The 20,594-nt window shown below is 57.1% G+C and carries 17 protein-coding genes; 4 read left to right on the top strand and 13 right to left on the bottom strand.

Annotation, left to right across the window (positions count from 1 at the left end; all coding sequences use genetic code 11):
- Window positions 1-479, bottom strand: a 479-nt coding sequence (locus tag ACTG4M_RS06100; protein WP_439122751.1) for an alanine racemase, incomplete at its 3' end; no start/stop codon positions are given.
- 115 nt (window positions 480-594) lie between these two features.
- Window positions 595-2,085 carry a replicative DNA helicase gene (locus ACTG4M_RS06095; RefSeq protein WP_439122750.1) on the bottom strand — a complete coding sequence of 497 codons (1,491 nt, stop codon included), beginning with the start codon at window positions 2,083-2,085 and terminating at the stop codon, window positions 595-597.
- Between the two features lie 266 nt (window positions 2,086-2,351).
- On the opposite strand from ACTG4M_RS06095, the gene ACTG4M_RS06090 reads away from it, so the two are divergent.
- On the top strand, window positions 2,352-3,071 hold the full coding sequence (locus ACTG4M_RS06090; RefSeq protein ID WP_439122749.1) for a vWA domain-containing protein: 720 nt from the start codon (window positions 2,352-2,354) through the stop codon (window positions 3,069-3,071).
- On the opposite strand, the gene ACTG4M_RS06085 is transcribed toward ACTG4M_RS06090, so the two are convergent.
- The 8 genes from ACTG4M_RS06085 to ACTG4M_RS06050 all read right to left on the bottom strand — a co-directional run bounded on the left by ACTG4M_RS06085 (window position 3,034) and on the right by ACTG4M_RS06050 (window position 10,699).
- Window positions 3,034-3,708, bottom strand: coding sequence for an orotate phosphoribosyltransferase (locus ACTG4M_RS06085; RefSeq protein WP_439122748.1), 675 nt, complete (start codon window positions 3,706-3,708; stop codon window positions 3,034-3,036). The two genes, ACTG4M_RS06090 and ACTG4M_RS06085, sit on opposite strands and share 38 nt — an antisense overlap.
- Window positions 3,709-3,821: 113 nt before the next feature.
- Window positions 3,822-4,859: a PucR family transcriptional regulator gene (locus ACTG4M_RS06080; protein WP_439122747.1), complete on the bottom strand. Its 1,038-nt coding sequence runs from the start codon at window positions 4,857-4,859 to the stop codon at window positions 3,822-3,824.
- The gene (locus ACTG4M_RS06075; protein ID WP_439122746.1) at window positions 4,856-6,298 is read right to left on the bottom strand and encodes a PucC family protein; all 1,443 of its coding nucleotides are present in this window, start codon (window positions 6,296-6,298) and stop codon (window positions 4,856-4,858) included. The genes ACTG4M_RS06080 and ACTG4M_RS06075 overlap by 4 nt, the downstream gene beginning before the upstream one ends.
- A 119-nt stretch (window positions 6,299-6,417) precedes the next feature.
- The gene (locus ACTG4M_RS06070; RefSeq protein ID WP_439122745.1) at window positions 6,418-6,738 is read right to left on the bottom strand and encodes a light-harvesting protein; all 321 of its coding nucleotides are present in this window, start codon (window positions 6,736-6,738) and stop codon (window positions 6,418-6,420) included.
- Window positions 6,739-6,750: 12 nt separating this feature from the next.
- A complete protein-coding gene (gene pufB, locus ACTG4M_RS06065) occupies window positions 6,751-6,906 on the bottom strand; it encodes a light-harvesting antenna LH1, beta subunit (protein ID WP_439122755.1) in 156 nt (51 codons plus the stop codon).
- A gap of 613 nt (window positions 6,907-7,519) precedes the next feature.
- Entirely contained in the window at window positions 7,520-8,560 is a 1,041-nt protein-coding gene (gene pyrC / locus ACTG4M_RS06060; protein WP_439122744.1) for a dihydroorotase, read from the bottom strand.
- A 32-nt stretch (window positions 8,561-8,592) separates the two neighbouring features.
- A complete protein-coding gene (locus tag ACTG4M_RS06055; RefSeq protein WP_439122743.1) occupies window positions 8,593-9,543 on the bottom strand; it encodes a phosphoadenosine phosphosulfate reductase in 951 nt (316 codons plus the stop codon).
- 100 nt (window positions 9,544-9,643) lie between these two features.
- On the bottom strand, window positions 9,644-10,699 hold the full coding sequence (locus ACTG4M_RS06050; RefSeq protein WP_439122742.1) for a glycosyltransferase family 2 protein: 1,056 nt from the start codon (window positions 10,697-10,699) through the stop codon (window positions 9,644-9,646).
- Between the two features lie 152 nt (window positions 10,700-10,851).
- Between ACTG4M_RS06050 and ACTG4M_RS06045 the strand changes: the two genes are divergently transcribed.
- Both ACTG4M_RS06045 and ACTG4M_RS06040 read left to right on the top strand, forming a co-directional pair.
- Entirely contained in the window at window positions 10,852-11,760 is a 909-nt protein-coding gene (locus tag ACTG4M_RS06045; RefSeq protein WP_439122741.1) for an AAA family ATPase, read from the top strand.
- Between the two features lie 61 nt (window positions 11,761-11,821).
- Window positions 11,822-13,072 carry a vWA domain-containing protein gene (locus tag ACTG4M_RS06040; RefSeq protein ID WP_439122740.1) on the top strand — a complete coding sequence of 417 codons (1,251 nt, stop codon included), beginning with the start codon at window positions 11,822-11,824 and terminating at the stop codon, window positions 13,070-13,072.
- 56 nt (window positions 13,073-13,128) lie between these two features.
- On the opposite strand, the gene ACTG4M_RS06035 is transcribed toward ACTG4M_RS06040, so the two are convergent.
- From ACTG4M_RS06035 to ACTG4M_RS06025, 3 genes are all read right to left on the bottom strand, one after another.
- The gene (locus tag ACTG4M_RS06035; RefSeq protein WP_439122739.1) at window positions 13,129-13,545 is read right to left on the bottom strand and encodes a VOC family protein; all 417 of its coding nucleotides are present in this window, start codon (window positions 13,543-13,545) and stop codon (window positions 13,129-13,131) included.
- 24 nt (window positions 13,546-13,569) lie between these two features.
- Window positions 13,570-15,729, bottom strand: a complete 2,160-nt coding sequence (gene purL / locus ACTG4M_RS06030) for a phosphoribosylformylglycinamidine synthase subunit PurL (RefSeq protein WP_439122738.1) — start codon at window positions 15,727-15,729, stop codon at window positions 13,570-13,572.
- 356 nt (window positions 15,730-16,085) lie between these two features.
- Window positions 16,086-16,991 carry a LysR family transcriptional regulator gene (locus ACTG4M_RS06025; protein ID WP_439122737.1) on the bottom strand — a complete coding sequence of 302 codons (906 nt, stop codon included), beginning with the start codon at window positions 16,989-16,991 and terminating at the stop codon, window positions 16,086-16,088.
- A 165-nt stretch (window positions 16,992-17,156) separates the two neighbouring features.
- Between ACTG4M_RS06025 and ACTG4M_RS06020 the strand changes: the two genes are divergently transcribed.
- On the top strand, window positions 17,157-20,579 hold the full coding sequence (locus tag ACTG4M_RS06020) for an indolepyruvate ferredoxin oxidoreductase family protein (RefSeq protein ID WP_439122736.1): 3,423 nt from the start codon (window positions 17,157-17,159) through the stop codon (window positions 20,577-20,579).
- Window positions 20,580-20,594: the final 15 nt, after the last annotated feature.

Below are 20,594 nucleotides of genomic sequence, written 5' to 3'. Positions count from 1 at the left end.
TCGTCTGCACAGGCTAGATGGCTCATCACCAAAACCGGGTTCTGGCTCAGTGCGATGTCCCTTAATGCGGACCACTCGCCGGGCTCCATTCCAAGGCGGTTCATGCCACTGTCCAGTTGAATGCCGAAAGGATGGCCGGGCAGGGCCTCAACATGGCGCAGCATCTGGTCGATGGAGTTCAGCATCGGAATAAGGTCGGCATCGCGCAAGAGCGCTGCATCGCCATCCATGTGCCCGCCAAAGACACAAATCCTTGGGCCGGGACCAAGCGCGTCGCGCACCACGACGCCTTCTTCGGCCTGCGCCACAAAAAATGTGCGCGCGCCAGCCTTGGCCAATGCCTTGGACACCTGTGCGGCACCGAGGCCATAAGCATCGGCTTTGACCACCGCTGCAGTCTCGCCCGCATTCATCGCGGCGAGAGCCTTCCAATTGGCGCAAATTGCACCCAAATCAATCGTTAAGACAGCCTGTACCATGCGCGGTGTTTGTGCATCTCGGTGCGGTGGGTCAAGCGTGAAAATCCCGCCCGGTGACTTTGGAATGCAAATGCGACGATTTTGGTAACGCGATCGGGCCGAATTCGGCAGTGCGTTACATGTCTTCTGCGCCTTGCTGCCACGGCTTGATGAGGTTGCCAAAGCGGGTAAAGCGGCCTTCGAAGCTTAATTCAACGCTGCCGATGGGGCCATGACGCTGCTTGCCGATGATAACCTCCGCGCGGCCATGCAGACGTTCCATTTCGTCCTGCCACGCGGCCATTTTTTCAAGCTCGTGATCGCCCGGTTTCTCGCGTTCCTTGTAGTATTCTTCACGGAACACGAACATCACCACGTCGGCGTCCTGTTCGATTGATCCCGATTCCCGCAAGTCCGACAATTGCGGGCGCTTGTCATCGCGGCTTTCGACCTGACGCGACAACTGCGACAGAGCAATCACAGGGATATCCAGTTCCTTTGCGATGGCCTTGAGGCCCTGCGAGATTTCGGAGATTTCGTTGACGCGGTTGTCCCCTTTGCCGGTTCCTTTGACCAACTGCAGGTAGTCGACCATCAGTACATCCAAGCCGTGCGTTCGCTTCAAACGGCGCGCCCGTGCGGCAAGCTGGCTGATCGGCAAAGCGGCGGTGTCGTCAATATACAGCGGGCATGCCTCAAGCGATTTGGCAGCATCCACAAAGCGGCGGAACTCGGTCTCGGTCATGTCACCGCGCCGGATCTGTTCGGATGGTACTTCAGCTGCTTCCGAAAGAATACGCGCGGCCAACTGTTCGGCGCTCATCTCGAGCGAATAGAACCCAACGACGCCACCCTCAACGGTGCCTTCTGTGCCATCCGGGCGTACGCCTTTGCGATAGGCTTTGGCGATATTGAAGGCAATGTTGGTTGCGAGTGACGTCTTACCCATCGAGGGGCGACCGGCGAGGATCAGCAGGTCGGATTTGTGCAAGCCACCCAACTTGCGATCCATATCGACCAGACCGGTGGAAATGCCCGCCAGACCACCTTCGCGCTGGTAGGCCGCGTTGGCGACGTTCACTGCGTCGGTGACGGCTTTAAGAAAGCTCTGAAAGCCGCTTTCGCTGCGGCCCTGTTCGGCCATCTTGTAGAGCGCCTGTTCGGCCTCAACGATCTGTTCACGCGGTTCAGATTGCACATCAACCTTGGCAGCGCGCGCACTGATGTCTCGACCCAGGCCGATCAGATCGCGACGGACGGCCAGATCATAAATCATCTGTGCATAATCACGAACAGCGAACGAACTGATCGCAGCACCGGCCAGACGGGCGAGATAGGCTGGTCCGCCCAGTTCCTTGAGGCCGTCGTCATCTTCCATAAACGCCTTGAGCGTCACTGGCGATGCAAGGTTGTTCTTGGCAATGCGGGCTGATGCAATTTCATAGATCCGGGCATGTACCGGATCGTAGAAATGCTGCGGGCCGATGATCGACGCAACCCGGTCGAAGATATCGTTGTTGGTCAGGATCGCGCCCAAAAGCTGCTGCTCGGCTTCGATCGAGTGTGGCATGGTTTCGGGGTTCGTGATCTCGGCACCGGTTGGATTGAATGTCGTGATCTCGTTCATTTCATGCCCCCAAATGTTCCCGGGACCGAGGTAGCGATATGTCCGACAAAGGGCAAAATGTATATCCTGTGGAAAAGCTGTGTGCGGTCTTGCGTTGCTGTATATTGCGCGATTTGGGTGTCTTGCGTCAATATCTGGTGTTTTGGGCGACTCGCTGTGACACAGGTAACACGCTGCAAGTGAAGGCATATCTTTGTTGCAAATCATTTACAGACCTATCTTGCGCATGCGACCCTTACGTCAACCTGGCGAGAGGCGTGTGTGACATGAAAACGATTCTGATCGCTATGGTCACTTTGGGCATTGGGCTGACGCCGGTCCATGCACAGGAAACGTGTACGCGCGACGCGATGGTGGTGTTTGACGGATCCGGGTCGATGGCCGAGATGGGCTTTAATTTACTCGATGAGCCACGCATCTTTGATGCACGCCGTGCTGTGCGCAAAGTCATGCCCCAAGTGGCCCCTGTGCGCCGCTTGGGATTGGTGACCTATGGATTTGGACGGCGCGAAAGCTGTGCCAGCGTGGTGGTACGATTCCCACCCCAAGCGGATGCGGCGGATCGGATCGTCGCTGAGATCGACCGCCTGAACCCGGCTGGCGAAACGCCGCTGACCGAGGCCATCGCCGCCGCCGCACAGGTTCTAGATTACGAAAACAAGCCGGGTGAGATTGTGCTGGTCACCGATGGCAAGGAAACCTGTGGTGGGTCTCCCTGCCAGTTGGCGGCGGATCTGGCAGCAGGGGCTGACATGACGGTCCATGTCATCGGGTTTCGCGTGCGCGGAGAACATTTTGCCTGGCCCGATCAGCCGCAGGACACTTTTGTGGAACCGGTCGCGCGGTGTCTCGCGGATCGAACTGGCGGGATGTATGTCAGGGCCGAAACGTTGGATGACCTGATTGGTGCGCTCCGGCAAACCTTGGGCTGCCAGATCCTGAGCATGGTTACTTCCGGGCGTCCTGCCAAGCACGCGGCGCTTTGAGAAACGCTTCGACCTCGGTCAGGGTGTCTTCGTCAAACGCGCCTTGGGCACGGGCTTCGGCCAAGACATCCCACCATGTGCATAGGTGATGCAGCTGAACGCCGTGGTCGCCCAGTGTCTTCGTCGTTTCCGGGAAGATGTCGTAGTAAAAGATCACTGCGGTGTGGCCGCAGGTTGCCCCGGTTTCGCGGATCGCATCTACAAAGCTCAGCTTTGACCCACCATCGGTGGTGAGATCTTCGACAAGCAGCACGCGCTGACCTTCTGTCATCGCGCCTTCGATACGGGCGTTGCGACCATACCCTTTGGGCTTTTTACGAACATAGGCCATGGGTAGCGCCATGCGTTCAGCCACAAAGGCTGCAAACGGGATACCAGCCGTCTCGCCGCCTGCGATATTGTCGAATGCCTCAAATCCGGCATTGCGCATAACCGTGACGGTCAAAAAATCCATCAGCGTCGAGCGGATGCGTGGAAACGAGATTAACTTGCGGCAATCAATATAGGTGGCCGAGGGCAGGCCGGAGGCAAGGATAAACGGGTCCTCGGGACAAAAGTTCACTGCGCCGATTTCCAGCAGCATCCGCGCGGTAAGGCGGGCGATCTCGTCTGATGAAGGATAGGATGTGGGGATCATGTCACGGCTCCTTGGCAGGGGTTGGGCCGCTCTAGCGGGTTTCTCCAAAAAGGAAAAGGGCGGGTGCCCGTATCGCACACCCGCCCAAAACAATGGTTCTCGAAAGCTTGACCCTACTTGCGCTTGATCGTCGGCCATCCCAGCAATTTGGAGAACGACCGGCTCTCGCCGCCATCTTCGGCGCGCCGCGCCACCAAGGGCAGGATCATGTCCGCCATGCGGGCGTGTTTGGGGAAGACAGACGCGGTGATCGGCTTGCGCTTGCTGATGAGGCCAATCGGAAACTTTGCCATGCGGGCATGTTTGGGGAAAATTGACCCGTCATACGGTTTGCGATCGCTAATCAATGGGATCGGGAAATTCGCCATATGCGGACTGTCCGGAATGATCGCGTTGGTGTGTTCTTTGCCATCAATGAGATGCGGGAACGGCCAATTGGCCATCCGCATATGGCGCGGGAAGGCGAAGCGATCCCAAGGTTTGCGCCGACTGATGAGCGGCAGCGGGAAATTTGCCATCCGTGCGTGGCGCGGAAAGATCGACCCGGTAAAGGGCTTGCGCTTGCTGATCAAAGGCAGTGGGAAATTTGCCATCCGGGCATGGCGTGGAAAGATCGAACCTGTGTAGGGTTTCCGCTTGCTCAGCAGTGGTATGGGCCAGTTCGCCATCCGCCCATGACGCGGAATCGCTGTTTCAGTGAAAGGCTTGCGGCGACTGATCAGAGGGATCGGCCAATCAGCCATTTGGTGATTGGTTTGGTTTGGGTCTTTCGGGCGCAGAAAGATGTGCCCGTGATCCGGCATAGTGCTAAGCCCGCGACCGCGTTCGTCTTTGACAAACACCTCTTGGTTTAAGTCGCCCAGATCGACTGCGCCTTTGGCTTCGGCGACCTGTCGCGCGATTTTGGTTACACCCAGCGGTTTGTACTTGCCTCGCACCATGAGCACCGCGCCACCGGATTTCATCCGTGCGCTATACGCTTTGGCGGTTTCGGGCAGAACATCAGCGCGCTGCAGGGCCTCTGTCAGTCCCTTCGGCTCATCAAAAATTCGGATAATCGCGGGTGACACCCGATACGTGTACATCAGGTCACGTCGTGCTGAATCGGCTTGGTCTGCGCTTTCGAAATACCGCGTAAGGATCGTCGTCATGGTGCCTCCACCGGGTTGGATTGCGTATGTGCCGCAGGGCGTGCGGTCTGAGTGAATCCGCCCCGTGCCGCAAGCGGGAGGGCGATGAAGACAGCTAGAACGAGAAAGCCGATCTCCATGGAGAATACTATGTTGTAGGGCGTTTCCACCGAAAGACCATTGGCGTCTTGCGGTAGTGCCACGATGATGTCACGTACCCATCCGGCCAAGGCCATGCCGACCCCGGCCGCAGTGGCCTGAACGCTGCCCCAGGCGCCAAGCGCGAGGCCAATCTTATCCTTGGGTGCAGCGCGCATTGTTGCGGTCAGTGTCGAATGTCCAAACAGCCCGGCACCCATCCCGATCAAAAGCGTTCCGGCCAGGAAGGCATAAATGCCACCGCCATAGGCCGACGCGATAATGGCGATGAAGCCGGGAATGCCGATTAAGGCACCAATCAGGGATGTTGTTGATGGCCGACCGCCTGTGCTGAGGACGCGCGACGCGATGCCGAACCCGATCAAGGTGCCTCCAGCCAATAGCGCGGTCAGTTTGGTGGTGCTGGCCACCGATAGGCCAAGCGCCTCGCCGCCATAAGGTTCAAGCAGCACATCGGCCATTCCGAACCCAAAGGTGCCAAGCGCTATGACCAGCAGAAGCCGTAGCATTCCAGCGTTCTGGACAAGCTGCCCCCAAGCATCGCGAAAAGCGATATCGGGGGCGATGGCCATTGCTTGGGCGCGTACGCGGTCGCGCGCCTCTTGTTTCCACATGGCCAAGAAATTGAGTGCGACTGTCACCACCGCTGTGCCTTGGATGACCTGAATCAGGCGGCCCGGCGAGTAGGTTTCAAGCATTGTGCCGTAAATAATCGCGCTTAGGACCATGCCGAACAAGAGCATCACATACATCAGCCCAACCACTTTGGGCTGGTCCGCTTCGTCAACAAGATCGGTTGCGAGGGCAAGGCCTACGGTCTGCACCATGTGTACACCTGCGCCGACCAGCAGGAAGGAAAGCCCCGCAGAGCTGTATCCGATCCATCGCGGGGCATCGAAGGCTTCGCCATAGCCGGACAGGACCAGCAGGGCGAAGGGCATGATGGCAAAACCACCGAACTGGTACAGCGTGCCTTTCCAAATATAAGGCAGCCGTCGCAAACCCAGCGCGGATTTATAGGTGTCGGACTTGAATCCGATCAGAGCGCGGAAGGGCGCGAAGACAATGGGAAGGGCCAGCATCGTTCCAACGAGGCTGGCAGGCACCGACAATTCGACAATCATTACGCGGTTAAGTGTTCCAACCAGCAAAACCAGCGCCATCCCGACAGTCATTTGGAACAATGACAATCGCAGCAGGCGCGCCAGCGGCACGTTTTCGGACCCGACATCCGCAAAGGGCAGGTAGCGGGGGCCGATCGTGGCCAATTTTGTAAGAACGATGCGACGGTAGTCGAACATTCCGGAACACCTCAATCAAAGCCAGAGTTGGGCCCTGTCAGAGCCCGGAACCGGCTGGACTCTGGGTGATGTGGACCCAACGTGTTGAACACGGCCGGGTCCACACTGAAACGTTTGACCTACAATTCAGGCTGTAGGTTCTGCGGCTGTATCAGCGCTTGGGTTGATGTGCCGTCTGGCAGAATGATGGTCACTGCAAGTGACCCATCAGCCTGTGGAACGGCATAACTTGCCTTGGCGGTGTTCGCCTCGGGAGCGATCATCGAGGCTGCTGCCATGTCACCGGAACCAAGTTCCTGACCGGACAGAAAATCTGCAACCCACGACGTGTTGCTGAGCACAGCGACGTGTACGGCAAAAGAGCCAACGGCAACTGCACCAAGGAAGACAGGTACGCCCACCGCAGGGGGGACAACGAGCCACATTTTTGCGTTATTCATGCTGGGACTCCCTTATCCAAGCCACGGAGTGGATACGGCAACAAGGAAGTGCGCGAGCAGTGCAATCGCACCGAATACACGTGTTCCATCGATCAGGTAGCTGTGGACTTCTTCAGCTTCCTTCAAGGTCAGACCTGTCGGCCATACCTTGTCTTCATCGTCTGAGATCATTTGAACCCCTCCTTACGGTTTGTTCAAGTTTGGGTCGGAGCGCGCAACGAATGGGCACAAAGCCCGGGATGATCGGCCTGCACCCCTTAGAGAGCCGATCAGAAACCTATGGTATACCTTTGGGGTGAGTGTGTAATAAAAAACTGACACTGGCAATTGTAATCTTAAGTTTACACTCTAGTCATGCGATCACATAGCCACAGATGCGTCAGTGTTTGTTAGGAGTTTCAATGTCTTGCGCGTCATGTCAGCGGCGATAAAAGCTCAAAAACCATGCATTTAAATCAGGCGTCATGCCAGATTATTGGGCGAAAGGACTGATTCTCTTGGCGGCTGCGCTGGGTTTGCGCTTTTGCCGCAGGTCAAAGCCGAGGACTGATAACTGCATAGGCTCCGCGTCCGACCCCAGAAATTTAGGCTAGGGATCGGATCGATTGCCGCCACCTATTCAAGGTAATGGCTGCGCAAGACATATGCATCACCTTTGACTTTTGCCGGGCAAAGACAAATGTCCGCAGCGCCGGTTTGCCATTGAACGTGATGCAGCGAAACCCCGCGCCGCAACGGGTTTCTGTCGCTATGTTTATCGAATGGGTATGGTGGCAAGGGCCTACCGGGTGACGCGCCAATGAAGTGGCATCATCGGATCAAACATCGTAACCGGGCCGTCGTCAGTGTCGATATGTGAAGGGTATTCGACCGGATCGCCTTTCGTCAGGGTAATGGTTTTCTCGTTCATCGGCAGGCGATAGAACTTTGGACCATTGATGCTGGTGAATGACTCGAGACGGTCAAGTGTGCCTTCAGCCTCGAACACCTCGGCAAGGATTGACAGTGTGTTTGTCGCGGTAAAGCAACCCGCGCAGCCGCAAGGCAACAGCTTGTTCGCATCAGTATGCGGCGCGCTGTCCGTACCCAGAAAGAAGGTCGGATCACCACTGGTTGCTGCGCGGCGCAGCGCAAGGCGGTGTTCCTCGCGTTTCGCTACCGGCAAGCAGTAATAATGCGGTTTGATCCCCCCAGCGAGGATATGGTTGCGATTGATTACAAGGTGATGCGTGGTGATTGTCGCCCCAAGTTCGGGGCCACCCTCAGAGGCGTATTCGACACCTTGCATCGTCGTGATGTGCTCCATCACGACGCGCAAACCGGGCGTTGCACGGCGGATCGGATCAAGCACACGTTCGATGAACACCGCCTCGCGGTCGAAAATGTCGATCTCGCTGTCGGTTACTTCGCCATGCACACAAAGCGGACAGCCAATCTCGGCCATCTTTTCCAGAACCGGGCGGACTCTGTCGAAATTCGCCACACCGGACGCCGAATTGGTTGTGGCCCCGGCAGGGTAGAGTTTGACGGCAGTGATCAATCCATCGGCATGGGCACGCGCCAGATCGTCCGGGTCGGTATCCTCGGTCAGATATAGCGTCATCAGGGGGGTGAAATCCGCGCCCTCGGGCAGAGCGGCCAGAATCCTGTCGCGATACTCCGCAGCATGTGCCCCTGTGACAACCGGGGGGACAAGGTTGGGCATGATGATCGCGCGCGCAAAATGGCGGGCAGATTCAGCGGCCACGGCGCGCAGCATTGCGCCATCGCGCAGGTGCAGGTGCCAATCATCGGGTGTCTTGATGGTAAGCGTATCTGTCATGCCAGCCGACTAGCACGCAGGCCGCGTCAAAGCTAGCCTTCGACGCTTTCGGCGACGCCCTGACGTGCCTGCCGCAGCGCCTTGAGCTTGCGCCGATAACGTGGCGCTCCAAACGATTCGACAATGTAATTACAAACCGCTTCCGCCATTGCTGGACGATCCTGCGCCTCGATAACGCTGAACAGCTTTTTGCAGTAAAGAACATGCTCGCGCCGTTTGCGATACAACTCGGCGAACAACCTGTCGTCCAGCGTGCCCTCGGCAGCATGGGTGACGAGTGTTTCAAGCACACCCATCTGGTTCAGGTGAGACTGCATCCCGCCACCAAGATACCGTGCGCGGAACCGCTTTGTGCCAGCACGTTCGAAGAGGGCTGCATGCATAGCACCGAGCCGATCATCGGGATCATACATCACGTAAGCCGCCTTTGCGGCCTCAAGCATGTCGGGCGCATAGCCGTAGCGGTCCGTGAAATTGGTCTTGCGCATATGAACAAACCGGTCGTCCCATTCCGTCATACGCGGATCAAGCGTCGCCTGCGGCTCGAGCGCGATCACAGTTGCACCGGGTGCAGCCACCGAAAACGCGCAGGCGGCATAGCCACAGGGGCCCGCGCCGAAAAAGATCACGCGGTCGAAATCTTCGAAAAAACCGTCATCGGTCAACTGATCGAAAAAGCCATACACCTCGCCCGCGCGGAACCATGTGTCTCGGTTGCAGATCACCGTCAGGCAGGACCAATCCTGCGCTTTGGCCAAATCAAACCCGATCGGACGTGCATCTTCGGACAGAGCTTGGATTGCGGGCAGGGATTCGAAGCTAACCAAAAGCGTATCGCCTTTTTCAATAAAGGCGGCATTGTGATGGTTGCCCAAAGGTTCAAAGAACCCACAGGCATCCCCAAGCTCCTGCATCTCCTCCAGCCATTGCGCCGGACTTAGGTCGCTTAAAGTGAGTGTATATGGCTCGAGTCCGTCCTGCATGGTCAGCGTGTCCTCATTGTTTCATGCCTGTTGACAGGTCTTATTGGGTGCAAGGCGTATCGGAGGATCTTGGCAGAATTGAGCCAAAATACTGGGGAGTCTATGAAGTTTCCACGTCCGGCTTTGGCGCGCGTTGCGCAAACTGTGTGAGCTGTGCTGCAGCAGAAGTTGGAAGCGGGTGCGAAGGTGATGTCATCATCAGCCTCCCGAACAGGTCGCGATAGGTGTTGTCTTGCAACAGAACCTCAAATCGCGCTTTGCGCCATGAAACCGCTTCCCGGTGAAGGCCCGCCAAATCAGGATCGTCGGCCAAGGCCTGTCGGATCGGCGACGCCCGGTCCCAAAGCTGTATCGCCGAGCGGTCTTCGTCCGTATTGAGATTGCGCTCCACCCAGTAATCTAAACCCAGCCGATCCGCGCTGTGTACCGCACGGCCGCGGTCGGATTTCAGCACGTAGCTTTCCATCGCGCCAAGCGGATAATGGTTCAACTGCACCAGCCCATGCTGCGGCACCCGGTAGTCGGAAAAGATGCGGCCCGTGGTCATCTCTGGCGGCAAGACACGGCCCTCGCCATCGTACCAACGCGCCTCTGAAAGCCGATCCTCAACCGGGTTGCGTGGCCGGTGCACACCAAGGTCACGATAGGTTTTATCGTTTCTATACAGCGTTTTGAACATCGCCGCGCGCCAGGGCCACGGCATTCGGTGTGGTGCTGCGCGGCTGAATTGTAACGGCAGGGGCGTGTCCTCATAGGCCACCACACCGGCATTGCCAAAATTGCGCCAAGTCAACGTGATTGCTGTCGCATCCGGCAATGCGCCGATCAGCTCTGGCAAGGTCCGGTCGCCGACATGAACATTCACAAACTCGTCGATATCCAACGTCAGCAGCCAGTCTGCGCGCTGCACCGCGTCGGTCTTTTTAGCCAGTTTCAGACCGCTGAACTGTATCCCGCCTTTGCCGTAGGGGGCTGCGTTTCGGATGTGGGTCAACCAACCCATCGTCTCAAGCCGGTCGAGCATTATGTCCGTGCCATCGTCACAATCGTTCGACACAACGACAAAATCGGTAACGCCCACACTGTGGTGCCAGGCAAGCCAATCCAGCAAGAACGCCGCCTCGTTGCGGACACACAGAACAGCGGTCAGGATCACGCGAATAGGGCCTTGTGCACTTTGAAATTTACCAGACGAACTCTGTCAGGTCGGGCAGGGGGCGTCAATTCGAGGCCACCGCTTGCGACCTTGGCGCTATTGACCTTTGGGGCACGCACAGGGCAGCAAGGCCAGTGACAGAGGAGCGCCCCATGCAGACACCCGAAAGTATCGACGCCGTTCAATCCATGCTTGCCGACACAGGCTATGTCTGTGGACGGGCGCTTGCCACGGTTGTGTTTTTGTCGCTGAAACTGGGCCGCCCACTGTTCCTTGAGGGCGAGGCGGGTGTTGGAAAAACTGAAATTGCCAAAGCTCTGGCCGCTTCTTTGGGGCGCAAACTGATCCGGCTACAGTGTTACGAAGGTCTTGATGCCTCAAGTGCGGTCTACGAATGGAACTTTCCGGCGCAGATGATTGCCATCCGCACAGCCGAAGCGTCGGGCAATGCCGACCGCGAGATGTTGCAACGCGAACTTTTCAGCGCGGACTTCCTTGTGGAACGTCCGCTGCTTGAGGCAATGCGCCCCGATGAAAACGGCCCCCCCGTGCTATTGATCGATGAACTGGACCGTACGGACGAACCGTTCGAGGCGTTCTTGCTGGAAGCGTTGTCCGACTTTCAGGTCACGATCCCAGAGCTGGGGACAATCAAGGCGCCAGAGCCCCCCATTGTCATTCTGACCTCCAATCGCACCCGTGAAGTGCATGACGCCCTGAAACGCCGCTGTCTTTATCATTGGGTCGATTACCCGGATTTTGATCGTGAACTCGACATTCTGAACGCGCGTGCTCCTGAAGCGTCCGCCACTTTGAGCCGCGAAATCGTGGCCTTTGTGCAGCGACTGCGCACCGAGGATATCTTTAAGAAGCCGGGCGTGGCCGAAACCATCGATTGGGCAAAATGCCTGTTGGCGCTCGATGTGATCGACCTGTCGCCAGAGGTGATCTCGGACACGTTGGGCGCAGTTCTGAAGTATCAGGATGACATTCAGAAACTGCAAGGCTCCGAGGCCAAACGCCTGCTCGACGAAGCCAAGGCTTCGCTCGAACCCGCATGAATCTTCTTTGTTTTAGATATATCCCGGGGGTCCGGGGGCAGCGCCCCCGGTCGGCCATGTAATGGCCGAATACATCCCTCTCGAGCTGCCAGATAACCCCCGTCTTGCGCAGAATGTTATCCATTTCGCACGCGCCTTGCGCCGTGCAGGACTGCCCATTGGCCCGGGCCGCGTGATTGACGCCATACGCGCTGTCGAGGCAGCAGGGTTCACCGAACGGATGGATTTCTTCTGGACGCTGCACGCTTGCTTTGTGAACCGTCCCGAACACCGTGTGATCTTTGCGCAGGTCTTTCGTCTCTACTGGCGCGACCCGCGTTACCTTGAACACATGATGTCCTTCATGTTGCCCGCCATACGCGGCGTGCAGGAAGAAAAGGCCGCAGCATCTGGCGAAAAGCGCGCAGCACAGGCGTTGCTGGATGATCTGGTGCCCGAGGTGCCCGAGAACGAGCAATCCGAAGAAGGCACCGAAATCGAGATTAACTCGACCCTCACCATGAGTGCCGAGGAAAAACTGCGCACACTGGATTTCGAACAGATGAGCACCGCCGAAGTGGCCGAGGCCAAGCGCATGCTGGCGCGGCTTTCGCTACCGGTGAAACCGATCCCGTCGCGGCGTGGCAAAGCGTCGGTATTGGGCAGACAAGCGGACTACCGGCGCACGCTGATGAAATCCATGCGGCAGGGCGGCGAGATCCGCTCGATTGCGCGCAAAACGCCGCGTCCGCGCTGGCCCAATCTTGTTGTGCTTTGCGATATCTCTGGTTCGATGAGCCAGTATTCCCGCATGGTGCTGCATTTCCTGCACGCCGTGGCAAATGAAAAAGGCGCGGGCTGGGCCAAGGTTCACGCCTTTACGTTTGGAACCCGTCTGACGAACATTACCCGGCATCTGGCAACCCGCGATGTGGATGCGGCGCTCAAAGCGGCTGGCGCAGAGGCGCAGGATTGGGAAGGCGGCACACGGATTGGCCAGTGCTTGCACGACTTCAACCGCGATTGGTCACGGCGTGTCATGGGGCAGGGTGCCGTTGTGCTCTTGATCACGGACGGTCTGGATCGCGACGATGCGGGCGCGCTGGAAAAGGAAATGGAGCGGTTGCATCTGTCGTCACGCCGTCTGATCTGGCTCAATCCGCTGCTGCGCTGGGACGGGTTTGCGCCCAAGGCAACCGGTATTCGTGCAATGCTGCCCCATGTCGACAGCTTCCGTGCCGGGCATTCGATCCAATCGCTCGAAGAATTGGCGATTGCCATTTCGCGCCCTGACGACCCGGGTGAAAAGGCGCGATTGATGGGGATGCTTTGAGGCAGAAGGCGGCTTTCCGTTGACGGAAAGCCCACACGTGTAGACGCGTGTGTCGCTTAGCCCACCTGCTGGTGGACTTCGATCACATTGCCTTCGGGGTCTTGAAAGAACACCTGATGCCATTCCTTGGCAAACGCAGTGCCATAGTCTGAATACGGGATACCCTGTTCGTCGAGAATGGCCAAAAACGCATCCAGATCATCAGTTCGAAACGCGATATGGCCCCGGTCCACCGGATTGATAACGTGACCGTTCTTGAAAGCGACTGTCAAATCCCGTTCGGCAAGGTGCATTTGCATTTGACCGTCGGTGGCAAAGCGGATTTTGCCATCAAATCCGTGATCTCCGGTCGCCTCGGTGCGTGGGAAATTCTCTTGCGGGACATCGCCCAAACCCAGAACGCGGGTGTAGAAGTCGTGCATCTTGTCCACGTCTTTCGACACGTAATTCACGTGATGAAATTCGAGCTTCATAACCCCTCCAACCGCGCGCTTACGTCAGCCAAAATGATCGGCGAATGCCCCGCTGTGCACCGCTTGTAGATCCGCCAAAGACGCATCCGATCCGCCAATCTTGACCGTGTCGCCAGTAAAGCGACCCACGGTTGTGATCGGCACACCGGCTTGGCCTGCAGCAATCATAAGACCCTCGGCCTGATCAAAGTTGCAAGCTACCAGATAACGCCCCTGATCTTCACCAAACAGCATCGCCTGATCACTCTCGTCGATCACCAAGCCCACATCCGACCCGCTGGCCATTTCGAAGGCCGCCAGCGCGAGGCCGCCATCGCTGAGGTCGGTGCAAGCCTTGATCAGGTCACGGTTGTCGCGGATGAAATCGCCGTTGCGACGTTCTGCGATCAGATCGACTGCCGGCGCATCGCCGTCTTCGCGGTTGAATATTTCGTAGAGCAGCGCGGACTGACCCAGATGGCCCTGTGTGTCACCAATGACCAATGCGACATGCCCGTCGCGGGCACGGCCCAGGATTGGTTCTTCGCCCGCTTCAATGATCCCAACAGCGCCGATTGTCGGCGTTGGCAGGATGCCTTGACCGTCGGTCTCATTATAAAGCGACACGTTGCCGGACACGATGGGCATATCCAGTGCCTCGCAAGCGCGACCAATACCTTGCAGCGCGCCCACGAACTGGCCCATGATCTCCGGCTTCTCAGGGTTGCCGAAATTCAGGTTGTCTGTGGTCGCCAGCGGCTTGGCGCCAACTGCACACAGATTGCGGAACGCTTCGGCCACGGCCTGTTTGCCACCTTCGACAGGGTTCGCCTTGACGTAGCGTGGTGTGACGTCAGACGTGAAGGCCAACATCTTTTCCGTGCCATGCACGCGGATCACGCCCGCGCCCCATCCCGGGCCTTCGACCGTGTCGGCCATGACCATCGTGTCATATTGTTCAAACACCCAGTTGCGGGCGCAATAGTTCGGGCTGCCCAAAAGCGCTTTGAGCGCGTCGATCGGATCAACCGCGGGCACGTCTTCCAAAGGCGCGGGCGCTTCAGAGGGCACCCAAGGACGGTCGTATTCGGGCGCTGAGGACGACAGGCGCGACAGTGGCAAGTCGGCTTTGGTTTCGCCATTGTGCACGATCAGAAAGCGATCTTCGGAAATGGTTTCACCGACAATGGCGAAATCCAGATCCCATTTGTCGAACACGGCCCGCGCCTCGGTTTCTTTCGACGGGTCAAGAACCATCAACATGCGTTCCTGGCTTTCTGACAGCATCATCTCGTAGGCCGTCATATTCGCTTCGCGCTGCGGTACCTTTTCCAGATCGAGCCGGATGCCCAGTTTGCCCTTATCGCCCATCTCAACGGCCGAACAGGTGAGGCCAGCAGCACCCATGTCCTGAATGGAAATCACGGCACCTGTCTGCATCAGCTCGAGCGTGGCTTCCATCAGCCGCTTTTCGGTGAAAGGGTCACCGACCTGAACCGTGGGACGTTTGTCTTCGATGGTATCGTCGAATTCGGCTGACGCCATTGTCGCACCGCCAACCCCATCACGGCCTGTCTTTGCGCCAAGATAGACCACAGGGCGACCGACGCCGCTGGCGGCCGAATAGAAAATCTTGTCGGTATCCGCGAGACCGGCTGCAAAGGCATTGACCAGGCAGTTGCCATTGTAGGCTGGGTGGAACCGCACTTCGCCACCGACGGTCGGAACGCCAAAGCAATTTCCATAGCCGCCAATGCCCTCGACCACACCGTGGACCAGCTGCCGCGTCTTGGGGTGATCTTTTTCACCAAAGCTCAGCGCGTTCATCGCCGCAATAGGCCGCGCGCCCATCGTAAAGACATCGCGCAGGATGCCTCCCACGCCTGTTGCGGCGCCTTGATAGGGCTCGATATAGCTCGGGTGGTTGTGGCTCTCCATTTTGAAGACCACCGCCTGACCATCGCCGATATCAACGACACCAGCGTTTTCGCCGGGGCCACAAATCACTTGGGGGCCGGAAGTGGGCAGGGTGCGCAGCCATTTCTTGGAGGACTTGTATGAACAGTGTTCATTCCACATGGCCGAAAAGATGCCCAGTTCGGTGAACGTGGGTTCGCGGTTCATGATCCGCAGGATCTCGGCGTATTCGTCGGCATTGATGCCGTGAGCAGAGATGATCTCTTCGGTGATGGCTGGGTCTTGCATCCGGATGTCCCCGTGGGTTGCGCAGATGGCGGCGGTTTAGGCCAAAGCGCGAAGGGTGAAAAGGCCCTGCAGGGTTTTCAAAGAGGGTGTGATCCTCTGACACTCTGGGGGCGCTGGATGGCGAACGGTGGGTGTGCATGACAAATGCACTGGAAGCACCGCCCGGTTCTGGAGAAAAAAAGGCCGAGCGATGAGCTCGGCCGAAGTCCAACAGGGAGGTATGAAATGATGCCCAAATGAGCGGTTCATCTCATATGTGCTAAATATGTCAGCGATCTGTTACATGGCAATAGGCATAGCCCATTACATATGTCATTCCCGTTATGCGTGAGGCGCATGGGTCACACATTCGTCGCCTATCCGCCTTCGAGCGCCTTGCGGGTTTGGCGGTGCGTAAAAATCTCTTCCTGCACGAAATCGCGGAACGCCGCGATGCGTTTCGATTGCCTCAGCTCTTCAGGGTAGGCAAGGAAAACAGGCACTTCCACGGATTCAATGTCGACAAGCACGCGTTTGACTGTTGGGAAGTCCTCGATGATGTAATCCGGCAGAACTCCGATCCCAAGGCCAGACAGTACACTTTGAAGCACCCCGAAGTAGTTGTTCACTGTCAGAGTCGACTTGATGTCATAAGTCAGCAATTGCTGCACCAGCATCATGCCTGCACTCACCTGTGCCGCGCGTGGATTCTGACAGATCAACCTGTGATTTGCGATATCCTCAATCGTTTCCGGCGTGCCGTTCTGAGCAAGGTATTCCGGAGATGCATAAAGCCGCATCCGGATCGCCATCAGCCTTTTGCGGATCAGGTCCGCCTGACTGGGTTCTTTCATGCGCACCGCCACGTCAGCTTCGCGCATGGGCAAGTCCAAAACCCGCTCTTCCAGCATGAGATCGATATTGAGGTCCGGATATTTCTCGTAAAGCTTGGGCAAACGTGGCGCGAGCCACAGCGATCCAAAGCCAATCGTTGTGGTCACGCGCAATTCGCCGAACACTTCTTCTTCGCTGTCGCGAATGCGTGCGGTGGCCGCGTCGATGCGTTTGTTCATTGACCGTGTGGCATCGAACAGCAATTCGCCCTGCTCGGTCAGAATCAGCCCACGGGCATGGCGGTGGAAGAGAACAGTATTAAGTGATTCCTCAAGCGCTCGTATTTGTCGCGACACAGCAGACTGCGACAGGTGAAGTGCATCCCCGGCATGCGTCAGGCTGCCCGCATCAGCAACTGCGTGAAATATTCTGAGTTTGTCCCAGTCCATACCGAATACTTTCAATCGTTACAGGCGGTTTACATGACACAAAGACATATATGAACGACAACTTCACCGATCACTGAAAATTCGAAAGAATTTTGTGGTAAGGTCAGTAATTGTGACCTAAATTTGTGCTAAACTACGGGCACATTTCACGCGAGGAGTCGTCAAATGACCAAAGCCCAAATTACATTGAATGATCGCTTCGACCTCGAAAAGTCGCCCGTCCTTCTGAATGGCACGCAGGCTTTGGTGCGTTTGATGCTAATGCAGAAGGCGCGCGATACGGCAGCAGGGCTGAACACTGCGGGCTATGTTACGGGGTATCGCGGATCGCCGCTTGGTGCGGTCGATATGCAGATGCAGCGCGCTGAACGTTTCCTCAAAGCTGCGGATGTCAGCTTCAAGGAAGGGCTGAATGAAGACCTTGCCGTAACCGCGCTTTGGGGCGCACAGCAAGCTGAATTACGGGGCGAAGGCTCGCATGATGGTGTCTTTGGCCTTTGGTACGGTAAGGGGCCAGGCGTTGACCGCTCCGGCGATGCGATGAAACACGCTAATATGGCGGGCACGTCGCCAAATGGCGGTGTGCTTATGGCGATGGGCGATGACCATACCGGTGAATCCTCGACCGTTTTGCACCAATCCGAATGGGCGATGATCGACGCCTATATGCCCGTGGTGTCGCCCGCAGGCGTTCAGGAAATTCTCGACTACGGTCTCTATGGTTTTGCGCTGTCGCGGTTCTCCGGGCTTTGGGTTGGTCTCAAGACGATGAAGGACACGGTTGAGGTAACGTCGGTTGTCGATGGTCGCCCGGACCGGATGTCATTTGTGATGCCTCCTTTCGACATGCCCGCCGGCGGGTTGAACATCCGTTTGGCCGACACGCCACACGATCAAGAGGCCCGGATGATCGACCACAAACGGTTCGCAGCCGAGGCGTTCTCTCATGCCAACAAGATCGACAAGCGTGTGTGGGGCAAACCCGGCGCTAAGATCGGCTTTGTTTCGGCGGGTAAGAACTGGCTGGATCTGGTGCACGCCCTGTCGCTCTTGGGCATAGACGAATCCGAGGCAGAACGGCTTGGCATTACGACCTACAAGGTTGGCCAAACATGGCCCTTGGACATGCGCGGCTTCAGCAACTGGGCCGAAGGGTTGGACCTGATTGTCGTGGTCGAAGAAAAGCGCAAGCTGATCGAAGTGCAGATCAAGGAGGCCATCTTTGACGACCGTCGCGGTCGCCGGGTCTGGGGGTGGCACAAAGGGGGTGGCGCAGGATCAATGCATGGACCGGAACTCTTCCCGACCCGTGGCGCGCTTGACCCGATCCTGATCGCCGAGAAACTAGGCGAAATTCTGATCGATGAAGGCCGCACGACAGATCGCATCAAGGCCGGGATGCAAGCCATTGATGAAGCCAAGAAAGCTGACAACGCGGAAGAGATCGCAGCACGTTTGCCGTATTTCTGTTCGGGCTGTCCGCATAACAGCTCGACCAAGGTGCCCGAGGGCAGTCGCGCCTATGCCGGGATCGGCTGTCATTATATGGTGCAATGGATGGACCGTGAAACCTTGGGCTTTACCCATATGGGGGCTGAAGGTGCGAACTGGATCGGGGAATCGTTGTTTTCGAAAACCCCTCATGTTTTTCAAAACATAGGCGATGGAACCTACAACCACTCAGGTGTGCAAGCGATCCGTGCGGCCATCGCATCCGGCACAACCATGACCTACAAAATCCTCTACAACGACGCCGTCGCTATGACCGGAGGGCAAAAGAATGACGGTGGATTGTCCCCGCAACAAATCGCGGCAGAGCTACGCGCGATGGGGGTAAAACATCTGGCGGTTGTCTATGACGAAAAAGAGGATGTTGACCTCAAGACTTTCCCGCAAGGCATTGATTTTGCAGAACGCGCGGATTTGCAAACTGTACAAGAGAAGTTTGCAAAGACCGAAGGCGTCAGTGCCATCGTATATGTTCAGACCTGTGCCGCCGAAAAGCGCCGCCGCCGCAAGCGCGGCCAGTTTCCAGATCCGGACAAGCGCGTGTTTATCAACACCGATGTCTGCGAGGGCTGCGGTGATTGCGGTGTGCAGTCAAACTGCGTGTCCATCGTGCCAACGGAGACCGAACTGGGCCGCAAACGGGCCATCGACCAGTCATCCTGCAACAAGGATTTCTCGTGTCTCAAAGGGTTTTGCCCGTCTTTCGTAACCTTGGAAGGCGCGCAGGTGAAAAAGGCAGCCACAGCTGATGTGACCCTGCCAGACATGCCCAATCCAGATTTACCGCCCATCAACGGGACGTGGAATATGGTCGTGACAGGCGTTGGTGGAACCGGCGTCGTGACGATTGGCGCTGTACTTGCGCAGGCGGCGCAGATTGATGGCAAGGGCGCCGGTATGATGGAGATGGCCGGCCTCGCGCAAAAGGGTGGTGCGGTACATATCCATCTGCGGTTAGCCAACAAACCTGCCGATATCAGCGCCATTCGCGTCGCGTCCGGAGAGGCGGATGTTTTGATCGGTGGGGATCTTGTGGTCAGCGCTGGCGCGAAAACTCTGGGCCTGATGCGCACTGGACGCACTGGGGCGGTGGTGAATAGCCACGAAATCATTACGGGGGATTTTACCCGCGACACCGAATTCGCACTACCAACCGATCGGCTGAAAGTCTCGCTTCAAGCGCGGCTGCAGGACAAATTGGATCTTTTCGATGCGTCCGATCTGGCCAAAGCTACACTAGGGGATTCAATTTTTTCCAACATGATGATCCTTGGTGCGGCGTGGCAGCGTGGTTTTGTGCCACTGACAAAGAACGCGATTCTGCAGGCTATCGACTTGAACGGGGCAGCGGCAGAAAAGAACATCGGTGCGTTTGAAATCGGCCGCTGGGCGGTTCTGCATCCCGAGGACGCGGCAAAGATTGCAGAACCAAAGGTTATCGCGCTGCCGAGAACGCTGGATGAAAAGATCGCTTATAGATTTGACCATTTGGTAAAATATCAAAGCAAGCGCTATGCGAAACGGTTCAAAAAACTTGTTGATCAGGTAGATGATCCCCGCCTGAAAGAGGCTGTGGCAAAGGGGTATCACAAGCTGTTGGCCTACAAGGACGAATACGAGGTCGCACGTTTGCATCTTGAGACCCGCACCAAAGCGCAGGATCAGTTCGGTGGCGATTTTAAAATGTCATTTCATCTGGCCCCACCCATGCTGAGCAAAACAGGGCCGGATGGGCGGCCTGTAAAAAAGCAATATGGCGAAGGCATGCTTAAAGGATTCGGCCTTTTGGCGAAGTTGAAGATCCTGCGCGGTACGCCGTTCGACCCGTTTGGCCGGACTGAGGAACGCCGCATGGAGCGGGGCTTGATCAAGCAATATGAGACCGACATGCGCGAGTGGTTGCTGAAAGCCACACCTGACAAAATGGCTCCAATGGTGGCGCTGGCGGAATTGCCATTGCAAATCCGTGGCTTTGGACCGGTCAAACACGCGAACGCTGCAAAGGCAGAAAAACGCCGCGAGGAATTATTGGCAGCTTTGCGGGCCGGCGGTGCTGGGATGAAACAGGCCGCAGAATGATGCGTCATATGGACG

The organism is Marivita sp., from assembly GCF_965656765.1.
GTDB lineage: Bacteria > Pseudomonadota > Alphaproteobacteria > Rhodobacterales > Rhodobacteraceae > Marivita.
This window is presented reverse-complemented; position numbering and strand designations above follow the sequence as displayed.

Coding starts and splice junctions, on each gene's coding strand:
- ACTG4M_RS06095 (WP_439122750.1), bottom strand. CDS start 2,085: ATGAACGAGATCACGACATTCAATCCAACCGGTGCCGAGATCACGAAC.
- ACTG4M_RS06090 (WP_439122749.1), top strand. CDS start 2,352: ATGAAAACGATTCTGATCGCTATGGTCACTTTGGGCATTGGGCTGACG.
- ACTG4M_RS06085 (WP_439122748.1), bottom strand. CDS start 3,708: ATGATCCCCACATCCTATCCTTCATCAGACGAGATCGCCCGCCTTACC.
- ACTG4M_RS06080 (WP_439122747.1), bottom strand. CDS start 4,859: ATGACGACGATCCTTACGCGGTATTTCGAAAGCGCAGACCAAGCCGAT.
- ACTG4M_RS06075 (WP_439122746.1), bottom strand. CDS start 6,298: ATGTTCGACTACCGTCGCATCGTTCTTACAAAATTGGCCACGATCGGC.
- ACTG4M_RS06070 (WP_439122745.1), bottom strand. CDS start 6,738: ATGAATAACGCAAAAATGTGGCTCGTTGTCCCCCCTGCGGTGGGCGTA.
- pyrC (WP_439122744.1), bottom strand. CDS start 8,560: ATGACAGATACGCTTACCATCAAGACACCCGATGATTGGCACCTGCAC.
- ACTG4M_RS06055 (WP_439122743.1), bottom strand. CDS start 9,543: ATGCAGGACGGACTCGAGCCATATACACTCACTTTAAGCGACCTAAGT.
- ACTG4M_RS06045 (WP_439122741.1), top strand. CDS start 10,852: ATGCAGACACCCGAAAGTATCGACGCCGTTCAATCCATGCTTGCCGAC.
- ACTG4M_RS06040 (WP_439122740.1), top strand. CDS start 11,822: ATGGCCGAATACATCCCTCTCGAGCTGCCAGATAACCCCCGTCTTGCG.
- ACTG4M_RS06035 (WP_439122739.1), bottom strand. CDS start 13,545: ATGAAGCTCGAATTTCATCACGTGAATTACGTGTCGAAAGACGTGGAC.
- purL (WP_439122738.1), bottom strand. CDS start 15,729: ATGCAAGACCCAGCCATCACCGAAGAGATCATCTCTGCTCACGGCATC.
- ACTG4M_RS06025 (WP_439122737.1), bottom strand. CDS start 16,991: ATGGACTGGGACAAACTCAGAATATTTCACGCAGTTGCTGATGCGGGC.
- ACTG4M_RS06020 (WP_439122736.1), top strand. CDS start 17,157: ATGACCAAAGCCCAAATTACATTGAATGATCGCTTCGACCTCGAAAAG.